Genomic DNA, 18376 nt, shown 5'->3' on the forward strand with positions numbered 1-18376 from the left:
AAATCGACCGCATCAGGTCAAGGAGTACGATAAACTATGAGTGACGATCCAAATATCTCGCCCGTCAACCCGCTGCCTCCTGCCGTGGTGGCGCTGGTGCTGGTGATCATGGGGATTGAAGCGGCGTTCTCTTTGGGGATGCGGGGCATCATTGGTGGCCCCGAGGCCATTGGCTGGCGGCTGGAGGCCTTTCAGTCCTATGCCTTTTCTTCAGAGATCTTTTGGTGGATGCAGGAAACCGGGCAGTGGCCAGCGGAACATTTGATCCGGTTTCTGTCTTACACCTTTGTGCATGGAGCCTTTACCCATGCGCTGTTTGTCTGCGTTTTTGTGTTGGCCATGGGCAAGATGGTAGGTGAGGTGATGGGCGATCTGGTGATGGTCATCATCTTCATGGCATCGGCCATTGGGGGGGCGGTGGGATACGCCGTGTTGATCAATGGGGCGGTGCCGTTGATCGGGGGCTTTCCGGCGGTCTACGGCTTGATCGGGGCCTTTACCTATATTCTGTGGCGACAGCTCTCGCTGGTGGGCGCACAGCAAAGCCGGGCCTTTTCGCTGATTGCCTTTCTGATGGGAATACAACTGCTGTTTGGGCTGCTCTTTGGCGGCGCTCAGGACTGGGTGGCTGACCTATGTGGCTTTGCCACCGGCTTTGGCCTGTCGTTCTTTTTGGCGCCTGGGGGCTGGGCGCGTATTCGCAGCAATATCCGTCGCGACTAGCAGAGATGTCGCAAAAAGGGGGGGGCTCCCGCCCGTCCTGCGGCCTTTGACAAGGCCTTGTCCCGTTGGGCCAGGCGCCGCGCTGTCGCGCGGCGCGGCTGCGCGTGACGCTACTGAGGCGCTGATTTAGCCTTTGCTGCGACGCAGGCCGGCTTGGAAATCCGATAGCCGGAAGGCGCCGATCCCGGTGCCAATTGCAAAATAGCTGATGATGCCAATCGCGACCAGCAGGGCCAGCACTGGATAGCGGATGCTGGCGCTATAGAGCCAGGGCTCCAGCATCCAGGCGGCGCTCCAAAGCAGGGCTCCCATCAGCAGGGCAGCGATGAGAATACGCCAGATCCGCTGTTTGAACCGGGCGTCAAAGCGGGCGCTTTGCCCCATCCCACCGGTGCCACGCGCCAGCTGCCAGACCATAGCCCAGCCGGCAATGGTGGTGCCTATGGCGGCCCCGATAAAGCCAAGAAGCGCAGCCCCTGCGATGGCGACCACCGCGTTGACCACCATGGCGTTCAGCGCAAAACGAAACGGCGTGCGGGTGTCTTCGCGGGCAAAATACAGCGGTTGCAGGACTTTTTGCAGCACAAAGGCGGGCAGGCCCAGCCCGTATATGGCTACGGCCAGTGCGGTGGCTTGGCTGTCGCTGAAAGCAAAGGCTCCGCGTTCAAACAGCACCGAAACCAACGGCAGGGGGATGGCCACCAGGGCGACGGCCGACGGGATGGTCAGCGCCAGTGAAATCTCCCCGGCGCGGCTGAAGGCATGTTGCGCGCCCGCCCCATCTGCGGCGGCCAGACGCCGCGACAGATCCGGAAGCAAGACGATGCCGACCGCGATGCCAACCACGCCCAGGGGCAGCTGATAGAGGCGGTCGGCATAGCTGAGCCAGGCAATCGCCCCGTCAAAGAAGCTGGCGACCTGACGCCCGACCAGCAGATTGATCTGCACAACCCCGCCCGCCAGCATGGCCGGAGCGGCAATCACTGCAAGGCGTTTGAGATCCGGGGTGAGGCGTGGTCGACGCGGCGTCAGGCGATAGCCCGCCCGACTGGCGGCAACCCAGACCAGCGCCATCTGCGCCACCCCGGCCAGGAGTGTCGCCCAGACCAACAAGGTCCCCTGCGACAACCCAGGCAGCTCTGCCTTGTCAGCGGGAAGATAGGCATCCAGCAGACCGCTTTCGCCGAGTAACAACGCGCCAACGAGGATGATATTGAGCAAAACCGGCGCGGCGGCAGCCGCCGCAAAGCGCCCCGAGGCATTGAGCACGCCAGAGAGCAGCGCCGCCAGCGAGATGAACAGAATATAGGCAAAGGTGATGCGGCCAAAATCCACGGTCAGATCAAAACGCGCATCGGCGCGAAAACCGCTGGCCATGGCCAGAACCAGCCAGGGCATCACCAGCTGCGCCAGCAGCGTAAAGACGATCAGCACCGTTGCCAGGCCGGTAAGGGCGTCACGGGCAAAACCGACGGGGTCGTCGTCCTTTTGCAGCTTTTTGGAGAACAGCGGCACAAAGGCGGTGTTAAAGGCACCCTCGGCAAAGAAACGGCGGAACATGTTGGGCAGGCTGAAGGCCACGAGAAAGGCCTCGGCCACTGGCCCGGTGCCCAGAAAACTGGCGATCATGATATCGCGGGCAAAGCCCAAGATACGGCTGGCCAGGGTCCAGAACCCGACGGTCATAAAACCCGATAGCAATTTTACCGGTTTCATGAACGGGCCCGTTTTGACCCTTCGGAGATGGCGTCACGCAGTTTCCGCTCCAGAAAGTCCTGTTTTGATTTTGCATGGTACTTCAAGCCGAACATATCCTTGACGTAGAAGGTATCGACCACCTGTTCGCCATAGGTCGCAATCACCGCATTGGCGATATAGACATTGGCGCCGGCCAGGGTGCGGGCCAGATCATAGAGCAACCCGGTGCGATCGCGGGTGTCGACCTCGATGATTGTGTAGATCTCAGAGCCTTCGTTATCAAAGGTGATATGGGTGGGCACCTTAAAGGCCTTTTCGCGCTTTTTGAATTTGTCGCGGGTTTCCAGCGCCTCCCCGGTGATCACCTCGCCATTGAGGGTCTTGAGGATCATCTGGTTCAACCTCGGCAGCCGTGAGGCCTCAAACGGGTGGCCATCGGCATCCTGAATCCAGAAGGCATCCGTCACATAGCCATCCTTGGTGGTGTAGCTGCGGGCATCGACCACATTGGCACCAACCAGGGCCAGTGCTCCAGAGACGCGGGCAAAGATGCCAGGGTGATCGGCCATGACAAAACAGGCACGCGTCGCATCGCGGTCATCATCCGGGTAGAGCCGGATGACAATTCCTGCATCGTCGTTCTTAGCCTCAAGCTCTTTCAACATCTCGGCAAAATCGACGTGGGCGGTGACGTGCAGGCCCTGCCAGTAGGGATCGTAATGCCGCCCGGTCTCGCGTTTGAGATCGGATTTGGACCAATCGGGCAGGGCGGCACGCAACGCTTTTTTACCGGCGGCCCCGCGGTGCTCGCGGTTGAGCGCCTCCATGCCGTTGTCCAGCGCCTCGCGGGTTTGGTTATAGAGCGCCCGCAAAAGGGCCGCCTTCCAATTGTTCCAGGTATCTGGCCCTACGCCGCGAATATCGCAGACGGTCAGGACCAAAAGCAAATCCAGCCGTTTGACAGATTGCACTGCCTTGGCAAAGCCCCGCACAGTGCGCGGATCAGCAATATCGCGCTTTTGCGCCATGTCCGACATCAGCAAATGGTTGCGCACCAGCCATTCGACGGTTTCGCTATCGGATTTGTTGAGCCCCAGACGCGGCGCCACCTTGCGGGCGATCTGGGCACCCAGGATGGAATGATCCAACTCGCGGCCCTTGCCGATGTCATGCAACAACATGGCAACCAGCAAAACCTTGCGGTTGATCCCCTTGCGGATCACTTCCGACGACAGGGGCAGTTCGTCTTCCAGCTCGCCCTTCTCGATGGCGGTGAGGTTGGAGATCACCTGAATGGTGTGCTCGTCCACGGTGTAGGAGTGATACATGTTGAACTGCATCATCGCTACGATTGGCTCAAACTCAGGGATAAAGGCCGAGAGCACGCCCAGCTCGTTCATCCGGCGCAGGGCGCGTTCCGGGTTGCCATGTTTTAACAGCAGGTCGAGGAAAATTCGCCGGGCTTCCTTATCGCCCCGCATCTCATCGTCGATCAGATCCAGATTGGCCGTGACCAGGCGCATGGCATCCGGATGGATCAACATGCCGGTACGCAGCGCCTCTTCAAAGATTTTGAGCAGATTAAGCTTATTGTCGAGAAATGCCTCGGGGTCGGCCACATCCAGGCGGTTGTGAATGACTTTGTAGCCGGGCTTTACCCGGGGGCGGCGCCGGAAGATGCGCTCAAGCAGGGGGGCGCCTTTTTGCTGGCTTGCCTCCAGCTTTGTCAGCAGGATCCGGGTGAGATCGCCAACGGTTGTGGCATGGCGGAAATATTCCTGCATGAAGATTTCGACGCCGCGCCGCCCGGAGCGGTCCTTGTAACCCATGCGGCTGGCCACCTCGACCTGCAGATCAAAGCTGAGCTGCTCGGTGGCGCGCCGGGTGGCCAGATGCAGGTGGGCGCGTACCGCCCAGAGAAAATTGGCGGCGGTGGAAAAGGTGTCCAGCTCCTCTGGCGAGAACAGCCCGATCGGGACCAGATCGGCCACGTCCTGCACCTGATAGACATATTTGGCGATCCAATAGAGCGATTGCAGATCACGCAGCCCGCCCTTGCCTTCTTTGACGTTGGGCTCAACCATGTAGCGCTGACCCTGCTTAAGATGACGCTCATCGCGTTCGGCCAGTTTGGCTTCGATGAAATCATGGGCATCCCGCGAAAACAGCTCAGCGCGCAGCCGGTCTTCCAGCTCCTCTGCGAGCTCTAGATCACCGGTCAGAAACCGCTGCTCCAGCATGGCGGTACGGATGGTGTAATCCTCGGCGCCCAGCCTGATGCAATCCTTGATGGTGCGGCTGGAATGGCCCACCTTGAGCCGCAGATCCCACAGGATATAGAGCATCGATTCAATGACGCTCTCGGCCCAAGCGGTGATCTTGTAAGGGGTGAGGAACATCAGATCGACGTCTGAAAACGGCGCCATCTCGCCACGGCCATAGCCGCCAACCGCGATCAGAGCGATCCGCTCTCCAGAGGTCGGTGTGCCAACCGGATGCAAATAAGTCGTCGCCACATGATAGGCTGTCAACACCAGACCATCGGTCAGGAAACTGTAGGATTTGGTCAGGGCGCGGGCTGAAAAAGGGGCCTGTGCATAGACCGCGGCGATGGCGTCGCGCCCCTGCTTGTTGGCATCGCGCAACAAAGCCACGGTCTGCGCACGCAGGGCATCGGGCTCTAGCTCTTCGGCCAGGGTGGCAATCCTGGCCTGCATTTCTGAGAGGTCAAAGATGGCCAGACCATCACAGATCAGCTCGGCAGCCGGAAGGGGGCCGAGCTGATCAGAGGAGGCTGTCCGGGCCGGATCAGAATCCTGCGCCGGAGAAGCTGCTGGGGGCTGCGTCAAGGATGACTACCTTCTGTTCTTGGATCGTTGCAATGGCCAGGCCACGGTCGTTGGTGCCATCCGCGCGCAGACGGAAGATGCCGCTGGTGCCCTGGAAACCTGCCCCCTGGGTCAGAGCAGCTGCCGTCAGAGCATCTGACTTACCTGCGCCGACCAGAGCGCCAATTGCGGCGATACCATCATAGGCCAGCCCACCAATGGAATGCGGCGCGTTGCCATAGGTTGCTTCATAGCGATCCCGGAAGCCGCGGGCCTTGCCGGGGTCGGGCATGGCAAACCAGCTGCCTTGGACGCCGGGCAGGGCCAGGGTTTGGGCGGGCACATCCCAACGGGTGAGGCCAATGTACTGAATGTCTTCAGGTTTGACACCGGCTTCGGGCAGCAGCTGAGTCAACAGGGGCAGAGCGCCCGCAGTGGTGGCTGTCAGGAACAGCGCATCTGCGCCGCCACTGGTGGCCGAACGAATTTGTGGAATGGCGTTGATCACGCCCTTTTGAGACAATTCATAGCCGACGCTGCCCGCAATGTTCACACCGGTCTGAGAGGCCGCATTGCGGATGGCAGCCTGACCAGCCTGACCAGCGGAATTGTTGCCGCCGGCAATCAGAATGTTGGTCTTGCCCTGGGATCTTGCATAGGCGGTCAGGCGGCGGGCCGTGTTGTCAAAAGTTGGCCCCAGGATAAAGACATTGCCCCCGGCAATCGAGGTGGTGTTGGAAAAGGACAGAACATTGACGCCCTTTTGCGCGGCGGCAATACCGGCGGCATTGGCGGCTTCGGCATATACCGGGCCCAGAATGATCCGTGCGCCAGCGTTTACGGCTTCGGTTGCGGCGGCTGCGGCGCGGGTGGGGTCGCCTGCGGTATCATAGATGCGCAGATCAATCTGCACGCCCTGCAGATCAGCAATTGCGAGACGCGCGGCGTTTTCCAGGCTCTGCGCCAGGACAGCGTCGCCGGATTGCGCCGAGCCACGTGGCACCAGCAGCGCTACGGGAACGGGCTTGGAGGTATTGATGGTGGGGCCCCCGCCAATCGCAATCGGATCACAGGCGGCCAGTGCAAATGTGGAAATCGCGGCCACGGCAGACAATGTTGCCTTGCGGGCCCGCTTGAAAACAGCAAACATAATGGACTTGTAACTCCCCTTGTCCGGCGCTTGTGCGCCGTGTTGGTTCTGGGGCAATCATAAACGACCAAAAAGGCGGGTCCAGCGTGAATCATCAGATCGTCAATTTGTTGCCCGGACTGTATTTTGTGGCAACACCTCTGGGCACGGCGCGCGACATCACGCTGCGGGCGCTGGATGTGCTGGCCTCGGCAGATCTCATTGCCGCCGAAGACACCCGGTCGCTGCGTCGCCTGATGGAAATCCACGGTGTTCCGCTGGGCGAGCGGCAGGTGATTGCTTATCATGACCATAGCGGAGTGGGTGCGCGCGGCAAATTGCTCTCAGCCTTGGAGGCTGGGAAATCTGTTGCCTATGCTTCCGAGGCGGGGATGCCATTGATCGCGGATCCCGGCTATGGCTTGTCCAAAGCCGCTTCTGAAGCTGGGTATCTGGTGACTTCTGCGCCCGGTGCCACGGCGGTGACCACGGCGCTGGCGCTGGCTGGGTTGCCAACGGATGCGTTCTTTTTTGCGGGTTTTTTGCCCAATGCGAGCGGTGCACGGCGCAAACGGCTGGAAGAGGTCGCGGCGATTCCCGGCACCCTGGCCTTTTACGAATCCCCCAAACGGATTGCCGCTTCGGTGGCCGATATGGCCGCAGTGTTGGGCAATCGCCCGGCGGCGCTCTGCCGTGAGCTGACTAAGAAATTCGAAGAGGTCCGCCGCCTGCCGCTGTCTGAGCTGGCCACCAGTCTGGAAGAGAACCCGGTGAAAGGCGAGATCGTCGTTCTAGTGGATCGTGTCTCAGAAGCGACAGCAAGTGATGGAGATATTGAGAGCGATCTGCGCGCAGCGCTGATCGACAACTCGGTCAAGGATGCTGCCGCAATCGTCTCGGAGGCCCATGAAATGCCGCGCCGCAAAGTCTACCAGATGGCGCTGAAGCTGGCGAAAGAGGGCTAAGATGGCCAAGCCCCCTGCCTCAACCGGGTTGCGCGCGCATCTTGCGGGGGCCGCGGCTGAGGAGCAGGCGGCTAGGGCTTATGCGGCGCAGGGCTATGAGCTGGTGGAGCAGCGCTGGCGCGGGGCAGCCGGAGAGATCGACCTGATCCTGCGCAAAGGTACGCTGCTGGTCTTTGCCGAGGTCAAGACCGGCCCCAGCTATGAGGCGGCAATTGCGCGGATCAACCCGCGTCAAATGGGCCGGGTTCAGGCCTCTGCCGCCCTGTTTCTGGAGCAGCAACCAGAGGGGACTTTGAGCGAGGCGCGTATAGATGTGGTGCTGGTTTTTAGCACAGGCGAGGTCGAGATTATCGAGAACGCCTATGGTCAGGGCTAGCTCTGACCACGGCAATTTGAACAAGGCATATTGAACCTGACTGCTGCCTGCGCCATCTATTGCCAAAGCAAAAGGGAACCTGCCATGAAAATTGCCTTCCAGATGGACCCGATCATGGGTGTGGACATCAACGCTGACAGCAGCTTTCGCCTGGCAGAAGAAGCGCAGGCGCGCGGCCATGAGCTGTTTTTCTACCTGCCCGATCAGCTGGCCTATCAGGAGGGACGCATCACTGCGCGTGGCCAGGACATGACCGTCCAGCGGGTGGCGGGAACCCCGGCCATCCTGGGGGAGATTCGCGAAGTCGATCTGGCCGATTTTGATGTGATCTGGCTGCGTCAGGATCCGCCCTTTGATATGCATTACATCACCTCCACCCATCTGCTGGACCGGTTGAAGGATGACTGCCTGGTGGTGAACGACCCGTTCTGGGTGCGTAACTATCCGGAAAAATTGCTGGTTCTGGACTTCCCCGACCTGACTCCACCCACGGCCATTGCCCGCGATCTGGACACGATCAAGGCCTTCAAGGCCAAGCATGGTGATATCATCCTTAAGCCGCTTTATGGCAATGGTGGCGCCGGGGTGTTCCGCCTGGACGCCAATGATCGTAACCTGACCTCCCTGCATGAGCTGTTCACCGGTTTCAGCCGCGAGCCACTGATCGTGCAGAAGTTCCTGCCGGATGTGAGCAATGGTGACAAGCGGGTGATCCTGGTGGACGGTGAACCAGTCGGGGCGATCAACCGGGTGCCCGCAGCGGGCGAGACTCGCTCGAACATGCATGTTGGCGGACGCCCTGAAAAGGTCGGCCTGACAGAGCGCGATCTGGAGATCTGCGCCGCCATCGGGCCTTTGCTGAAGGAAAAGGGCCAGATCTTTGTCGGCATCGACGTGATCGGCGACTACCTGACCGAAATCAACGTGACCTCGCCCACCGGTATTCAAGAGCTGGAGCGGTTTGACGGGGTGAATATCGCTGAAAAGATCTGGGCGGCAATCGAGGCTAAGCTTGGATGAGCGTTCTGCGCCCATTACTGAATACATATCTTCGCCTGACTGAAAAGCGGTTCTTGAAGAATGCGAAGGGGCCAGAGGCCCTGCGCCGGAGCATCGAAACCAAGGCGCGCCTGCTGTTTCATGGGCCGTTGTCGATGCGTCTGCAGCCTGGCGCGTTGGCAGGACGTGAGGCCGTTTGGATATCACCGCGAAAAGGCCCCGAGCCGCAGGTGACGCTCTTGTACTTTCACGGGGGAGGATATGTTTTTGGGTCGCCCCAGACCCATGCTGCCATGGTTTCCTCCCTCGCTAAACGCGCCGGCGTAGGGGCAGTTTTGCCGCGCTACCCATTGGCACCGGAACATCCGTTTCCAGCGGCGTTTGATCACGCGCTCGCGGCCTATCGTGCCTGTCGGGAGCAGGGCGGTCAGGTGATCATCGGAGGCGACAGCGCCGGTGGCGGGCTTGCACTTGCGTTGCTTGGCCATTTGTTGGCCAGGGGCGAGCCGCTCCCAGAGGCTGTTTTTGCGTTTTCTCCGCTCACGGACCTGACTTTCTCCGGCATGAGTATTCGTGAGAACGCTGAAGCTGAAGTCGTTCTGCCTGCCGAACGGGCGCAAGACATGGTTCAGATGTATCTGAACGGAGAGGATCCAATGACCCCGTCGGCCAGCCCCTTGTTTGCCGACTTCACAGGCGGCCCGCCTGTGTGGATCACAGCTGGGGATACCGAAATTCTGTTGGGTGACAGCCGCCGCATCGTGGATCGGATGCAGGCGCAGGGCGTTGATGTCACCTATGTCGAAGAAGTTGATTTGCCGCATGTTTGGCCCCTGTTCCACAACATCTTGCCCGAGGCGCGTTCAACGCTGAACAGCTTGGCTGCCTGGATCGGGGTTCAGGCTGGGACCAGGGCAGGGACCCGGTAGCTGACCGCTTCGGCGACATGGGGTTTGAGCACATATTCTGAACGGTCGAGGTCTGCAATCGTACGCGCCACCCGCATCACCCGGTGATAGCCCCGCGCCGAGAGGCCAAACTGCTCCGCTGCGCGCTGCAAAAATTCGCGGCTCTGAGGTTTTAGCGCTGTAGCCTGTTCCAGCACCGCGCCTTCGGCATCTGCATTTTGCCAGACCTGCGGGAGATCGCCATAGCGCGCGGTCTGGATCTCGCGGGCGATCGCGACCCGTTGCGCCACTTCCGTAGAGCCTTCACTGGCGGCGGGCAGGTCCAGGTCCTTATAGGCGACGGGCGGTACTTCGATCCGTAGGTCAAACCGATCCAGCATCGGGCCGGAAATGCGCCCCAGATAATCCTCGCCACAATTTGGGGCACGAGAACAGGCGCGGGCGGCATCGGCGAGGTAGCCGCATTTGCAGGGGTTGGCCGCCGCCACCAACATAAACCGGCTGGGGTAGCGGATATGGGCATTGGCGCGCGCTATCATCACTTCGCCGGCCTCCAGCGGCTGGCGCAGGGTTTCCAGCACCGCGCGATTGAATTCGGGCAGCTCATCCAGGAACAACACCCCGTTATGGGCCAGGCTGATTTCGCCGGGCTGCGCCCGCCTGCCGCCGCCAACAATGGCCGCCATCGAGGCCGTGTGATGGGGCTCGCGAAAGGGGCGGTTGCGGTCGATGCCGCCCTGGTCGATGAGGCCGCATAGCGACTGAATCATTGCGGTTTCCAGCGCCTCTGCCGGGGTGAGCGTTGGCAGGATCGAGGGCAGGCGCGCCGCTAGCATCGATTTGCCCGAGCCGGGTGGGCCAACCAGCAGCAGGTGATGACGCCCGGCGGCGGCGATCTCTAGGGCGCGTTTGGCCTGTTCCTGGCCTTTGATGTCGCGTAGATCCCGTTGAACTGAATCGCTGCGCATTTCGCCAGGGCGGGCGGGGGCAAGGGGCATTTCACCGGTGAAATGGCGCACCACTTCGGTCAGGCTGGACGCGCCAATAACCAAGGCATCCCCTGCCCAGGCGGCTTCGGCGGCAGAGGCCTTGGGGCACAGAAGCTGCCGCTCGGTGGCGGCGGCCCCCATGGCTGCAGGCAGGGCGCCGGTGACGGGCATCAGCAGCCCATCCAGCGATAGCTCTCCCAGCGCAACGGTTTGTTCAACCGCATCCGGCGGGATGAGCCCAATGGCGGCCAGCAGGGCCAAAGCAATGGGTAGGTCGAAATGGCTGCCTTCCTTTGGCAGATCCGCGGGCGAGAGATTGACGGTGATCCGCTTTGCCGGCAGGGCAATCGACATAGAGGCAAAGGCCGCGCGCACCCGCTCGCGCGCTTCTGACACGGACTTGTCCGGCAGGCCAACAATGGCAAAGGCAGGCAGCCCCGCGACAAGCGAGCACTGCACCTCGACAAGGCGCGCGTCAATGCCGTGAAAGGCCACAGTCTGTGCACGGCTGATCATGTCCATTCATTCCCTTGATCCAACACCGAAAAACCATAGGCACCGTGGTATTGGAGTCAGCAGGGAGTTGGCTGGCGACAGCGCTTTTTTGCGCTGATTTCCCGCAGGCCGGCAGCTTTTGGCCTCCTGGGGTGAAACCAGGCAGGAGGCCAGCGGGGGCTGTTTGTCTTCCTAGCCGAAGGGCCAGGGCGCACGATCGAGATCCAGGAGGTAGGGCTCGGGGTCATAGGTGACCGTGCGCGCCTGGCTCTGCCACCTCTGCACCGCAGGGTCAGAGAGCAGCAGCTCGCAGTAGCTGCGCGTCGCCTCCGAGACTGGCAGATCATAGCCAATGATCCGTGCCGCCACCGGTGTGTAAAACACCTCTGCCAGCGAATAGTGACCAAAGAGATAGCCATCGCTGCTGCCAGAGATTTTACGGGCATGGGCAAAGAGTGTCTCGATCCGGGCGAGATCGGTGAGCACCGCTTCTGACGGGATAAACCCCTGCCAGACATGGGACAGTTGCATCGGGCAATCGCCGCGCAGGGCGGAAAAACCAGCGACCATTTCCGTCACCAGCCAGCGGGCCGTGGCGCGCTGATCCGCTGCTTTTGGCCAGAGCCCGGCCGTGGGAAAATCCTCGGCAAGTGTCTCGGCCATGGCCAGGCTTTCGCCGATCACCAAACCCTGTTCGGTCCGGAGCGCAGGCACAAGCCGTGCCGGGGCCAAATGGGCCATGTCCTGTGCCATCGAGCCGGAATAGAGCCCTACCAGATGGGTGTCATGCGGGATTGCGAATTTTTCGAGCATGAGCCAGCCGCGCAACGACCAACTGGAATACATGCGATCACCAATATAAAGTTCATAAGCCATGGGGGAAGGCTAGCAGCAGAAAATTCATTCTTAAATCGAATATTTGTGCGGTAATTCATCACATATTTTGATTATTTCCGACTTAGATTAGCTGATTAAGCGCTCCGCTGCGCCAGCCCTCTGGTCCGTAGAACAGCTCAGTAAGCGACAGGTTGTCAATCCGGTGCGAAAAAGCCACCTCCGGGCTGAGCCCCTGAGCCCGCTGGATCTGGGTCAGGATTTGGCCAAAGTGACCGACAATCACCAGATCGCGCCCGGCATGGGTGGTGAGCAGCTTATCCACCGCGTCATTGACACGGGCGCAGACCTGATTCCAGCTTTCGCCGCCTGGCGGCGTGGTGTCACCAGGGGTCTCCCAATAGGCGCGAATGCGGGTGGGGTCTTCGGCGTCGATTTCTTTCCAGCTGCGCAACTCCCAGTCGCCAAAGTGGATTTCACGCAGGGCAGGCATATGGGGCAGACGTTGGCGGCCGCCCTGAATCGCCGTCGCAGTCTCCACCGCGCGGATCAGATCGGAAGAGACGACCAGGGCTTCGGGTGGCAAGGCGGCCTCAAGCCGGGTCAGCGCCGCTACGTCCGACAGATCGGCGGGCAAATCGGACCAGCCCACCATAGTTTTGGCATGGGTCGGGCCGTGGCGAACCAAAAACAGACGTGCGTTCATAGCTGACCTTTCAAAACCAGGGGCAGCCCGGCGGTGACCTTGACCACGGTATCCGCGCTGGCCGCCAATGCGATGTTGAGCCGCCCCTGCGCCTCCCGAAACCGTCGGGCCAGCGCATTTTCCGGTACAATGCCCTGGCCTACCTCATTGGAGACCACCACCAGCTCGGCCGGGCAGGTGGTGATAGCGGCCAAGAGCTCAGCCTGTGCGGCCTGCAGATCATGTTCGGCCAGCAGGTGATTGGTCAACCACATGGTTGCGCAGTCCAGCAGGCAGATCTGCTCTGGGGGCAGTTGGCGTAATACAGCCGCCGCTGCCAAAGGCTCTTCATAGGTTGTCCAGTCCGAGCCGCGCTGCCGTAAATGGGTCGCGACCTTGGTTTTCATTTCGTCATCAAATACTTGTGATGTGGCGAGGTAACTCTTTGGCTTTGCAGATTTAAAGCACAAATCTTCCGCAAATTTGGACTTGCCCGAAGCCGCGCCGCCCAGAATGAATGTGACAGGTGCCGACAAGTTCTTTACCCTTGGAAATGAACGGTTTCGCGTTTTGCGTACCTGCTGGAGCGGCCCAAAACAAGGGCGAAGACAGCACCGTCCGCAATGCTGGTCTGCTGCAACAAGTATGGGCCAGAGTTCTGACGATAGATCAGAAGCATATTATCCCGAGACTGTGCCGTGGCATCGCGCTGCGGGGATTTGGACAGCCGGCCCGCCCTGACGACCCCAAATAGAACTTCGCCGAACTGTCCCGTTGCAAGACGATCTGACTGTGGGAGGTAGAATGGCGCGCGACGATAGAACCCATAACCCATTGCCCAAGACGGCGATGAAAGCAGAGCTGCTGGATGCAGAAACAGAGAAAATGCTGGCCTATGCCTGGCGTGACCACCGGGATGTGGCGGCGCTGCACCGGCTGACCAATGCCTATATGCGGCTGGCGATCTCCATGGCGGTAAAATTCAAACGCTACGGCGCCCCGATGAATGACCTGATCCAGGAGGCTGGGTTGGGATTGATGAAGGCTGCCGATAAATTTGACCCGGATCGGGGAGTGCGATTTTCCACCTATGCGATCTGGTGGATCAAGGCCTCGGTGCAGGACTATGTGATGCGCAACTGGTCCATGGTGCGCACGGGGTCGACCTCGGCGCAGAAATCTCTGTTCTTCAATATGCGCCGTGTTCAGGCCCAGCTTGAGCGCGAGGCTGCCGCCGAGGGGCAGCAACTGGACAGGCACCAGCTCCTACAAAAAATTGCCTCTGAAATCGGGGTGCCCTTGCGTGATGTCGAAATGATGGATGGGCGGCTCTCTGGCGCGGATTTTTCGCTGAATGCGGTGCAGAGCAGCGAAGAGGAGGGGCGGGAATGGATCGATATTCTGGAAGATGACAGTGCCCAGGCGGCGGAACTGGTCGAGGGCAGCCATGATCGGCGCAAACTCCGCGGCTGGCTGGTTGAGGCCATGCAGAGTTTGAGCGGTCGCGAACAAAGGATCGTGGTGGCGCGCAAATTGAAAACCCCGCCGCGCACGCTGGAGGATCTGGGCCGCGAGTTGAGCCTGTCGAAGGAGCGGGTGCGTCAGCTGGAGGCCGGGGCCTTTCAGAAAATGAGAAAAACGCTTGATACAAGGTCTCGGGAAGTGCACAAACTGCTTTCATGAAAAAGCATAGTTTTTTAGTCAGATATATTCTAAGCGCGATTTTTGAACCTAAAAGACCCTTTGTGGTCCTGGGTGCGGTCGCAGTTCTGTTCACCGGGACAGTTGTAGAATCCAGGGCCGATGGCCTTGATACACCGCCGCAGGCGCAAACCGTTGCGGAGGCGGCAGTGGTTCTGTCCGAGGCGGATGTGATCATCTTGGGAGAGGTGCATGACAATTTTCGCCATCACCAAGTGCAGGCGGAGCTGGTCACCGCGCTTCAGCCTAGCGCTTTGGTCTGGGAAATGGTCACCCAGCCACAGGCTGAGCTGTTGACCCCCCAGATCCTGCAGAACCCGGGCGAGACGGCCCGTATCTTGGACTGGGAGGCCTCAGGCTGGCCCGCATTTTCTCTGTATGCGCCGGTGTTTGCAGCGGGGCAGGGCATGGCTCAGTTTGGCGCCCATGTGCCGCGTTCTGAATCGCAGGCGGCGCTGAAATCCGGTGTCGCCAGCTATTTTGGCGCTGACGCTCAGCGGTTCGGGCTGGATCACCCCCTACCGGAGGCGGAGCAGCAGATTCGCGAAGCAGAGCAGATGATCAATCATTGCAATGCCTTGCCGGATCATATCCTGCCTATGCTGGTGGATGTCCAGCGGCTGCGCGATGCCAGCTTGGCGGCAGCGGTGGAGCGGGCTTGGTTACAGACAGGGGGGCCGGTTGTGGTGATCACCGGCAATGGGCACGCCCGGCTGGATCGTGGGCTTGCCATCTATCTGCAACGTGCCCTGCCGACGATCAAAATCCTGGCGCTTGGGCAGATGGAAGGTGATGCCACAGGGGGGACATTTGACCTTGTGCTTTCGACCCCCTCCGTCTCGCGCCCCGATCCCTGTCTGGCCTTTGCCAAACCCGACTAGGGCTTTGCTCTTCCCTGAGGCATCACGGGGATAGGGCAAAACCGTTTCCCTCTTTGCGGATCAAGAGCTAGTGTTGCCGGGGGCTTGTGGCCAAGCCCGTGGCAAACAAAGGGCAGGCGAGATGCTGGCAGGAAAGAAAATTCTTCTGATCATTGGCGGCGGTATCGCGGCCTATAAATCGTTGGAGCTGATCCGCCGATTGCAGGACCAGGGGGCCTCTGTCACGCCGGTCCTGTCCCGCGCGGGTGAAGAATTTGTCACGCCCCTGTCGGTCTCGGCGCTGGCGGGTGCGGCGGTGCACCGGGACCTGTTTGATCTGACGGCGGAGGCCGAAATGGGCCATATTCAGCTGTCGCGCAGCGCGGATTTGGTGGTTGTGGCCCCGGCGACCGCCGATTTGATGGCCAAGATGGCGCAGGGACTGGCCAATGACCTGGCCTCAACCCTGCTATTGGCTACGGATACAAAGGTGCTGCTGGCGCCTGCGATGAATGTGCGCATGTGGGAACACCCGGCAACCCAGCGCAATATAAAGGCCTTGCGCGGAGATGGCGTGGGGTTTGTTGGCCCCAATGAGGGCGGCATGGCCTGTGGTGAATTTGGCCCCGGACGTTTGGCTGAACCGGCAGAGATCCTGGCGGCGATCACGGCTGAGCTGAGCCAGCAGCCCGAAGCGGGGCGTCTGGCTGGGCGGCGTATTCTGGTTACCTCTGGCCCGACGCATGAGCCTATAGACCCTGTCCGCTATATCGCCAATCGTTCGTCCGGGGCACAGGGGACGGCGCTGGCCCGTGCTCTGCGCGATCAGGGAGCGGAGGTGGTGTTCATCACGGGCCCGGCAGAGGTCCGCCCCCCCGAGGGGGTGGAGGTCGTTGCGGTGCAAAGCGCGCTTGAGATGGAGGCGGCGGTGCAGGCCTCCTTGCCGGTGGATGCCGGTGTCTTTGCGGCGGCGGTGGCCGATTGGCGGGTTGCCAGCGCCTCGGACCGTAAGTTGAAGAAATCTAAAGATGGGCTGCCTGTGCTGGAGTTTGCCGAAAACCCGGATATCCTGAAAACCGTGTCTCGAATGGTGGAGGGGCGTCCCCCCCTGGTGGTCGGCTTTGCGGCCGAGACCAATGATGTGGTGGAAAACGCCACGGCCAAACGTTTGCGCAAGGGCTGCGACTGGATCGTTGCCAATGATGTCTCGCCCGCAACCGGCATCATGGGCGGGCAGGAGAATGCGGTGATCCTGATTTCGGATCACGGCGCTGAAGAATGGCCGCGTATGGACAAGGCAGAGGTTGCCACCCGGCTTGCGATCCGTATCGCCCAGGACCTGCAGGGTAAGAGCGACACGCAGCCAGACTGAGCGCAGGGCCGGCCTGCGACCCGGGGCGGCGCGCTGCGATCCACAAAATTCCAATGCAAAGAAAGAAGCACCTATGGTTGAGATCAGAATGATCCAAGATGCGGGCGCAGACCCAAGCCTGCCCTTGCCAGCCTATGAAACCGCCGGGGCTGCCGGAGCAGATCTGCGGGCCAATCTGCCGGATCGCGGCGCTCTGACCCTGGCGCCTGGAACGCGCGCCCTGGTGCCAACGGGGCTGCGGTTGGAGATCCCAGAGGGCTATGAGGTGCAGATCCGCCCACGCTCCGGACTGGCATTGAAACACGGGATCACCCTGCCAAACAGCCCCGGCACTATCGACAGCGATTACCGCGGTCCGCTTGGGGTGATCGTGATGAATGCCGGAGAGGTTGATTTTACCATTACCCATGGCGACCGGATCGCGCAGATGGTGGTGGCTCCGGTGCTGCAGGCGCAGTTCACTTTGGTCGACGCCCTGTCTGGTTCTGATCGTGGTGACGGCGGCTTTGGCTCCACCGGGGTTGGCTGATGCTTCGGGTTCTGTTCATCGCTGGGCTCATCTGGTGGGGGGGGCGCTTTGTCCAGCTGCCACGATCCCTGCGTTTGGTGCTCCTGGGGCTTTTGTTTCTGGCGGTTCTAACCCTGCATCTGACCCTGCCTGAGGGTCATGGCTTGCGCGAGGCCACCGGCGGCTCGCCGGCGTTCTGGCTGATGCTTGGCGGTTTTGGCCTCTTGGCGACGGGCTATGGCTGGATTATCTCTCGGCTCAAGTCCCGCGCTCAAGCCCAAGGCAGCCCCATGTCACAACCTCCGGCCCTGTTTACCGACACCGAGTTAAACCGATACGCCCGCCATATCGTCCTGCGCGAATTGGGCGGGCCAGGGCAAAAGAAGCTCAAGCAGGCCAAGGTTCTGGTCGTTGGCGCAGGTGGGCTGGGCGCGCCGGTGCTGCAATATCTGGCGGCGGCTGGGGTTGGCACCATTGGGGTGATTGATGACGACGCGGTCGAAAATGCCAATCTGCAGCGCCAGGTGATCCACCGCGACCAGGATATCGGCATGCCAAAAGTCTTCTCTGCGGAGGCCGCGATGCGGGCGCAAAACCCCTATGTCGAGGTGCGCCCCTACCAGCGGCGCCTGACCCAGGAGATGGCGCAGGAACTGTTTGCAGACTATGATCTGATCCTGGATGGGACCGACAATTTTGACACCCGCTATCTGGTGAATGAAACGGCGGTTGCTCTGGGCAAGCCGTTGATTTCGGGCGCTCTGTCGCAATGGGAGGGCCAGCTGAGCCTGTTTCACCCCAAATCCGGTGGACCCTGCTATCAATGCATTTTCCCCGAGGCGCCAGCTGCGGGCCTGGCGCCCTCTTGTTCCGAGGCCGGGGTGATCGGCCCCTTGCCCGGCGTTGTCGGCACGATGATGGCGGTGGAGGCGGTGAAGCAAATCACTGGAGCTGGCACGACCCTGCAGGGCGAGATGCTGATCTACGACGCGCTTTATGGCGAAAGCCGCAAGATCCGCCTATCCTCACGAAAGGATTGTCCGATCTGCGGCGCAGGCTGACCCTTTGGCCCGCTGCACCTTCTGATCCGGAGGGTCCTTGCCCTGTCGGCGCAATTGAGGCCGCGCCATAGGGCGGCGACCGCCGCGCGCCAAAGGCGCGCGGCCGGGCCCAACAGCAAGGTGGCATCTCTGGATGCCGCTGGCGCTGGCGGGAGCCCCCCCTCTTTTTTCAGAGAAACGACCTGTGCTTAAAAGGCTGGTGCAGCGCAGAGCCGGGGTGTTGTCTGATTGCGGCTGCTGCGCAT

The 18376-nt window shown here is 60.9% G+C and carries 17 protein-coding genes; 10 read left to right on the forward strand and 7 right to left on the reverse strand.

Features of this window, described 5'->3' with window-relative positions; genetic code table 11:
- Window positions 1–36: 36 nt before the first annotated feature.
- Entirely contained in the window at window positions 37–723 is a 687-nt protein-coding gene (locus AN476_RS01805) for a rhomboid family intramembrane serine protease (RefSeq protein ID WP_054459024.1), read from the forward strand.
- Window positions 724–849: 126 nt separating this feature from the next.
- On the opposite strand, the gene murJ is transcribed toward AN476_RS01805, so the two are convergent.
- The 3 genes from murJ to AN476_RS01820 are packed head-to-tail and all read right to left on the reverse strand — an operon-like array spanning window position 850 to window position 6399.
- A complete protein-coding gene (gene murJ, locus AN476_RS01810) occupies window positions 850–2439 on the reverse strand; it encodes a murein biosynthesis integral membrane protein MurJ (protein WP_054459025.1) in 1590 nt (529 codons plus the stop codon).
- Window positions 2436–5270, reverse strand: a complete 2835-nt coding sequence (locus AN476_RS01815; RefSeq protein WP_054459026.1) for a [protein-PII] uridylyltransferase — start codon at window positions 5268–5270, stop codon at window positions 2436–2438. Before AN476_RS01815 ends, murJ begins: the two co-directional genes overlap by 4 nt.
- Window positions 5230–6399 carry a penicillin-binding protein activator gene (locus tag AN476_RS01820; RefSeq protein ID WP_054459029.1) on the reverse strand — a complete coding sequence of 390 codons (1170 nt, stop codon included), beginning with the start codon at window positions 6397–6399 and terminating at the stop codon, window positions 5230–5232. The genes AN476_RS01815 and AN476_RS01820 overlap by 41 nt, the downstream gene beginning before the upstream one ends.
- A gap of 86 nt (window positions 6400–6485) precedes the next feature.
- Between AN476_RS01820 and rsmI the strand changes: the two genes are divergently transcribed.
- From rsmI to AN476_RS01840, 4 genes are all read left to right on the forward strand, one after another.
- Window positions 6486–7343: a 16S rRNA (cytidine(1402)-2'-O)-methyltransferase gene (gene rsmI / locus AN476_RS01825; RefSeq protein WP_054459031.1), complete on the forward strand. Its 858-nt coding sequence runs from the start codon at window positions 6486–6488 to the stop codon at window positions 7341–7343.
- Window position 7344: 1 nt separating this feature from the next.
- Window positions 7345–7719 carry a YraN family protein gene (locus tag AN476_RS01830; RefSeq protein WP_054459032.1) on the forward strand — a complete coding sequence of 125 codons (375 nt, stop codon included), beginning with the start codon at window positions 7345–7347 and terminating at the stop codon, window positions 7717–7719.
- An 84-nt stretch (window positions 7720–7803) separates the two neighbouring features.
- Complete coding sequence (gene gshB, locus AN476_RS01835) at window positions 7804–8739, forward strand: glutathione synthase (RefSeq protein WP_054459036.1); 936 nt, start codon at window positions 7804–7806, stop codon at window positions 8737–8739.
- Window positions 8736–9647, forward strand: a complete 912-nt coding sequence (locus AN476_RS01840) for an alpha/beta hydrolase (protein WP_054459038.1) — start codon at window positions 8736–8738, stop codon at window positions 9645–9647. Before gshB ends, AN476_RS01840 begins: the two co-directional genes overlap by 4 nt.
- Here the strand turns inward: AN476_RS01840 and AN476_RS01845 are convergent.
- From AN476_RS01845 to cobU, 4 genes are all read right to left on the reverse strand, one after another.
- A complete protein-coding gene (locus AN476_RS01845; protein WP_054459430.1) occupies window positions 9617–11131 on the reverse strand; it encodes a YifB family Mg chelatase-like AAA ATPase in 1515 nt (504 codons plus the stop codon). The two genes, AN476_RS01840 and AN476_RS01845, sit on opposite strands and share 31 nt — an antisense overlap.
- A 171-nt stretch (window positions 11132–11302) precedes the next feature.
- Window positions 11303–11986 carry a glutathione S-transferase gene (locus AN476_RS01850; RefSeq protein WP_054459039.1) on the reverse strand — a complete coding sequence of 228 codons (684 nt, stop codon included), beginning with the start codon at window positions 11984–11986 and terminating at the stop codon, window positions 11303–11305.
- Window positions 11987–12068: 82 nt separating this feature from the next.
- Complete coding sequence (locus AN476_RS01855) at window positions 12069–12650, reverse strand: histidine phosphatase family protein (protein ID WP_054459040.1); 582 nt, start codon at window positions 12648–12650, stop codon at window positions 12069–12071.
- Window positions 12647–13165, reverse strand: coding sequence for a bifunctional adenosylcobinamide kinase/adenosylcobinamide-phosphate guanylyltransferase (gene cobU, locus AN476_RS01860; protein ID WP_054459042.1), 519 nt, complete (start codon window positions 13163–13165; stop codon window positions 12647–12649). The genes AN476_RS01855 and cobU overlap by 4 nt, the downstream gene beginning before the upstream one ends.
- A 268-nt stretch (window positions 13166–13433) precedes the next feature.
- Between cobU and AN476_RS01865 the strand changes: the two genes are divergently transcribed.
- The 5 genes from AN476_RS01865 to AN476_RS01885 all read left to right on the forward strand — a co-directional run bounded on the left by AN476_RS01865 (window position 13434) and on the right by AN476_RS01885 (window position 18131).
- Window positions 13434–14312, forward strand: a complete 879-nt coding sequence (locus AN476_RS01865; RefSeq protein ID WP_054459044.1) for an RNA polymerase factor sigma-32 — start codon at window positions 13434–13436, stop codon at window positions 14310–14312.
- A 62-nt stretch (window positions 14313–14374) separates the two neighbouring features.
- Window positions 14375–15211 (forward strand): ChaN family lipoprotein, encoded by an 837-nt coding sequence (locus AN476_RS01870; RefSeq protein ID WP_253279816.1) that lies wholly within the window; start codon window positions 14375–14377, stop codon window positions 15209–15211.
- 121 nt (window positions 15212–15332) lie between these two features.
- Window positions 15333–16562 carry a bifunctional phosphopantothenoylcysteine decarboxylase/phosphopantothenate--cysteine ligase CoaBC gene (coaBC, locus tag AN476_RS01875; protein WP_054459048.1) on the forward strand — a complete coding sequence of 410 codons (1230 nt, stop codon included), beginning with the start codon at window positions 15333–15335 and terminating at the stop codon, window positions 16560–16562.
- 73 nt (window positions 16563–16635) lie between these two features.
- The gene (gene dut, locus AN476_RS01880; RefSeq protein ID WP_054459049.1) at window positions 16636–17091 is read left to right on the forward strand and encodes a dUTP diphosphatase; all 456 of its coding nucleotides are present in this window, start codon (window positions 16636–16638) and stop codon (window positions 17089–17091) included.
- Window positions 17091–18131, forward strand: coding sequence for a HesA/MoeB/ThiF family protein (locus AN476_RS01885; RefSeq protein WP_054459050.1), 1041 nt, complete (start codon window positions 17091–17093; stop codon window positions 18129–18131). The genes dut and AN476_RS01885 overlap by 1 nt, the downstream gene beginning before the upstream one ends.
- Window positions 18132–18376: the final 245 nt, after the last annotated feature.

The sequence above is a fragment of the Phaeobacter sp. 11ANDIMAR09 genome, assembly GCF_001294455.1.
Classification (GTDB): Bacteria; Pseudomonadota; Alphaproteobacteria; order Rhodobacterales; family Rhodobacteraceae; genus Pseudophaeobacter.

Excerpts from the sequence above, each read along its gene's own strand:
- gshB (WP_054459036.1), top strand. The coding sequence starts at position 7,804 with ATGAAAATTGCCTTCCAGATGGACCCGATCATGGGTGTGGACATCAAC.
- AN476_RS01840 (WP_054459038.1), top strand. The coding sequence starts at position 8,736 with ATGAGCGTTCTGCGCCCATTACTGAATACATATCTTCGCCTGACTGAA.
- AN476_RS01820 (WP_054459029.1), bottom strand. The coding sequence starts at position 6,399 with ATGTTTGCTGTTTTCAAGCGGGCCCGCAAGGCAACATTGTCTGCCGTG.
- AN476_RS01865 (WP_054459044.1), top strand. The coding sequence starts at position 13,434 with ATGGCGCGCGACGATAGAACCCATAACCCATTGCCCAAGACGGCGATG.
- AN476_RS01830 (WP_054459032.1), top strand. The coding sequence starts at position 7,345 with ATGGCCAAGCCCCCTGCCTCAACCGGGTTGCGCGCGCATCTTGCGGGG.
- coaBC (WP_054459048.1), top strand. The coding sequence starts at position 15,333 with ATGCTGGCAGGAAAGAAAATTCTTCTGATCATTGGCGGCGGTATCGCG.
- AN476_RS01805 (WP_054459024.1), top strand. The coding sequence starts at position 37 with ATGAGTGACGATCCAAATATCTCGCCCGTCAACCCGCTGCCTCCTGCC.
- AN476_RS01885 (WP_054459050.1), top strand. The coding sequence starts at position 17,091 with ATGCTTCGGGTTCTGTTCATCGCTGGGCTCATCTGGTGGGGGGGGCGC.
- murJ (WP_054459025.1), bottom strand. The coding sequence starts at position 2,439 with ATGAAACCGGTAAAATTGCTATCGGGTTTTATGACCGTCGGGTTCTGG.
- AN476_RS01845 (WP_054459430.1), bottom strand. The coding sequence starts at position 11,131 with ATGATCAGCCGTGCACAGACTGTGGCCTTTCACGGCATTGACGCGCGC.
- AN476_RS01855 (WP_054459040.1), bottom strand. The coding sequence starts at position 12,650 with ATGAACGCACGTCTGTTTTTGGTTCGCCACGGCCCGACCCATGCCAAA.
- dut (WP_054459049.1), top strand. The coding sequence starts at position 16,636 with ATGGTTGAGATCAGAATGATCCAAGATGCGGGCGCAGACCCAAGCCTG.
- AN476_RS01850 (WP_054459039.1), bottom strand. The coding sequence starts at position 11,986 with ATGGCTTATGAACTTTATATTGGTGATCGCATGTATTCCAGTTGGTCG.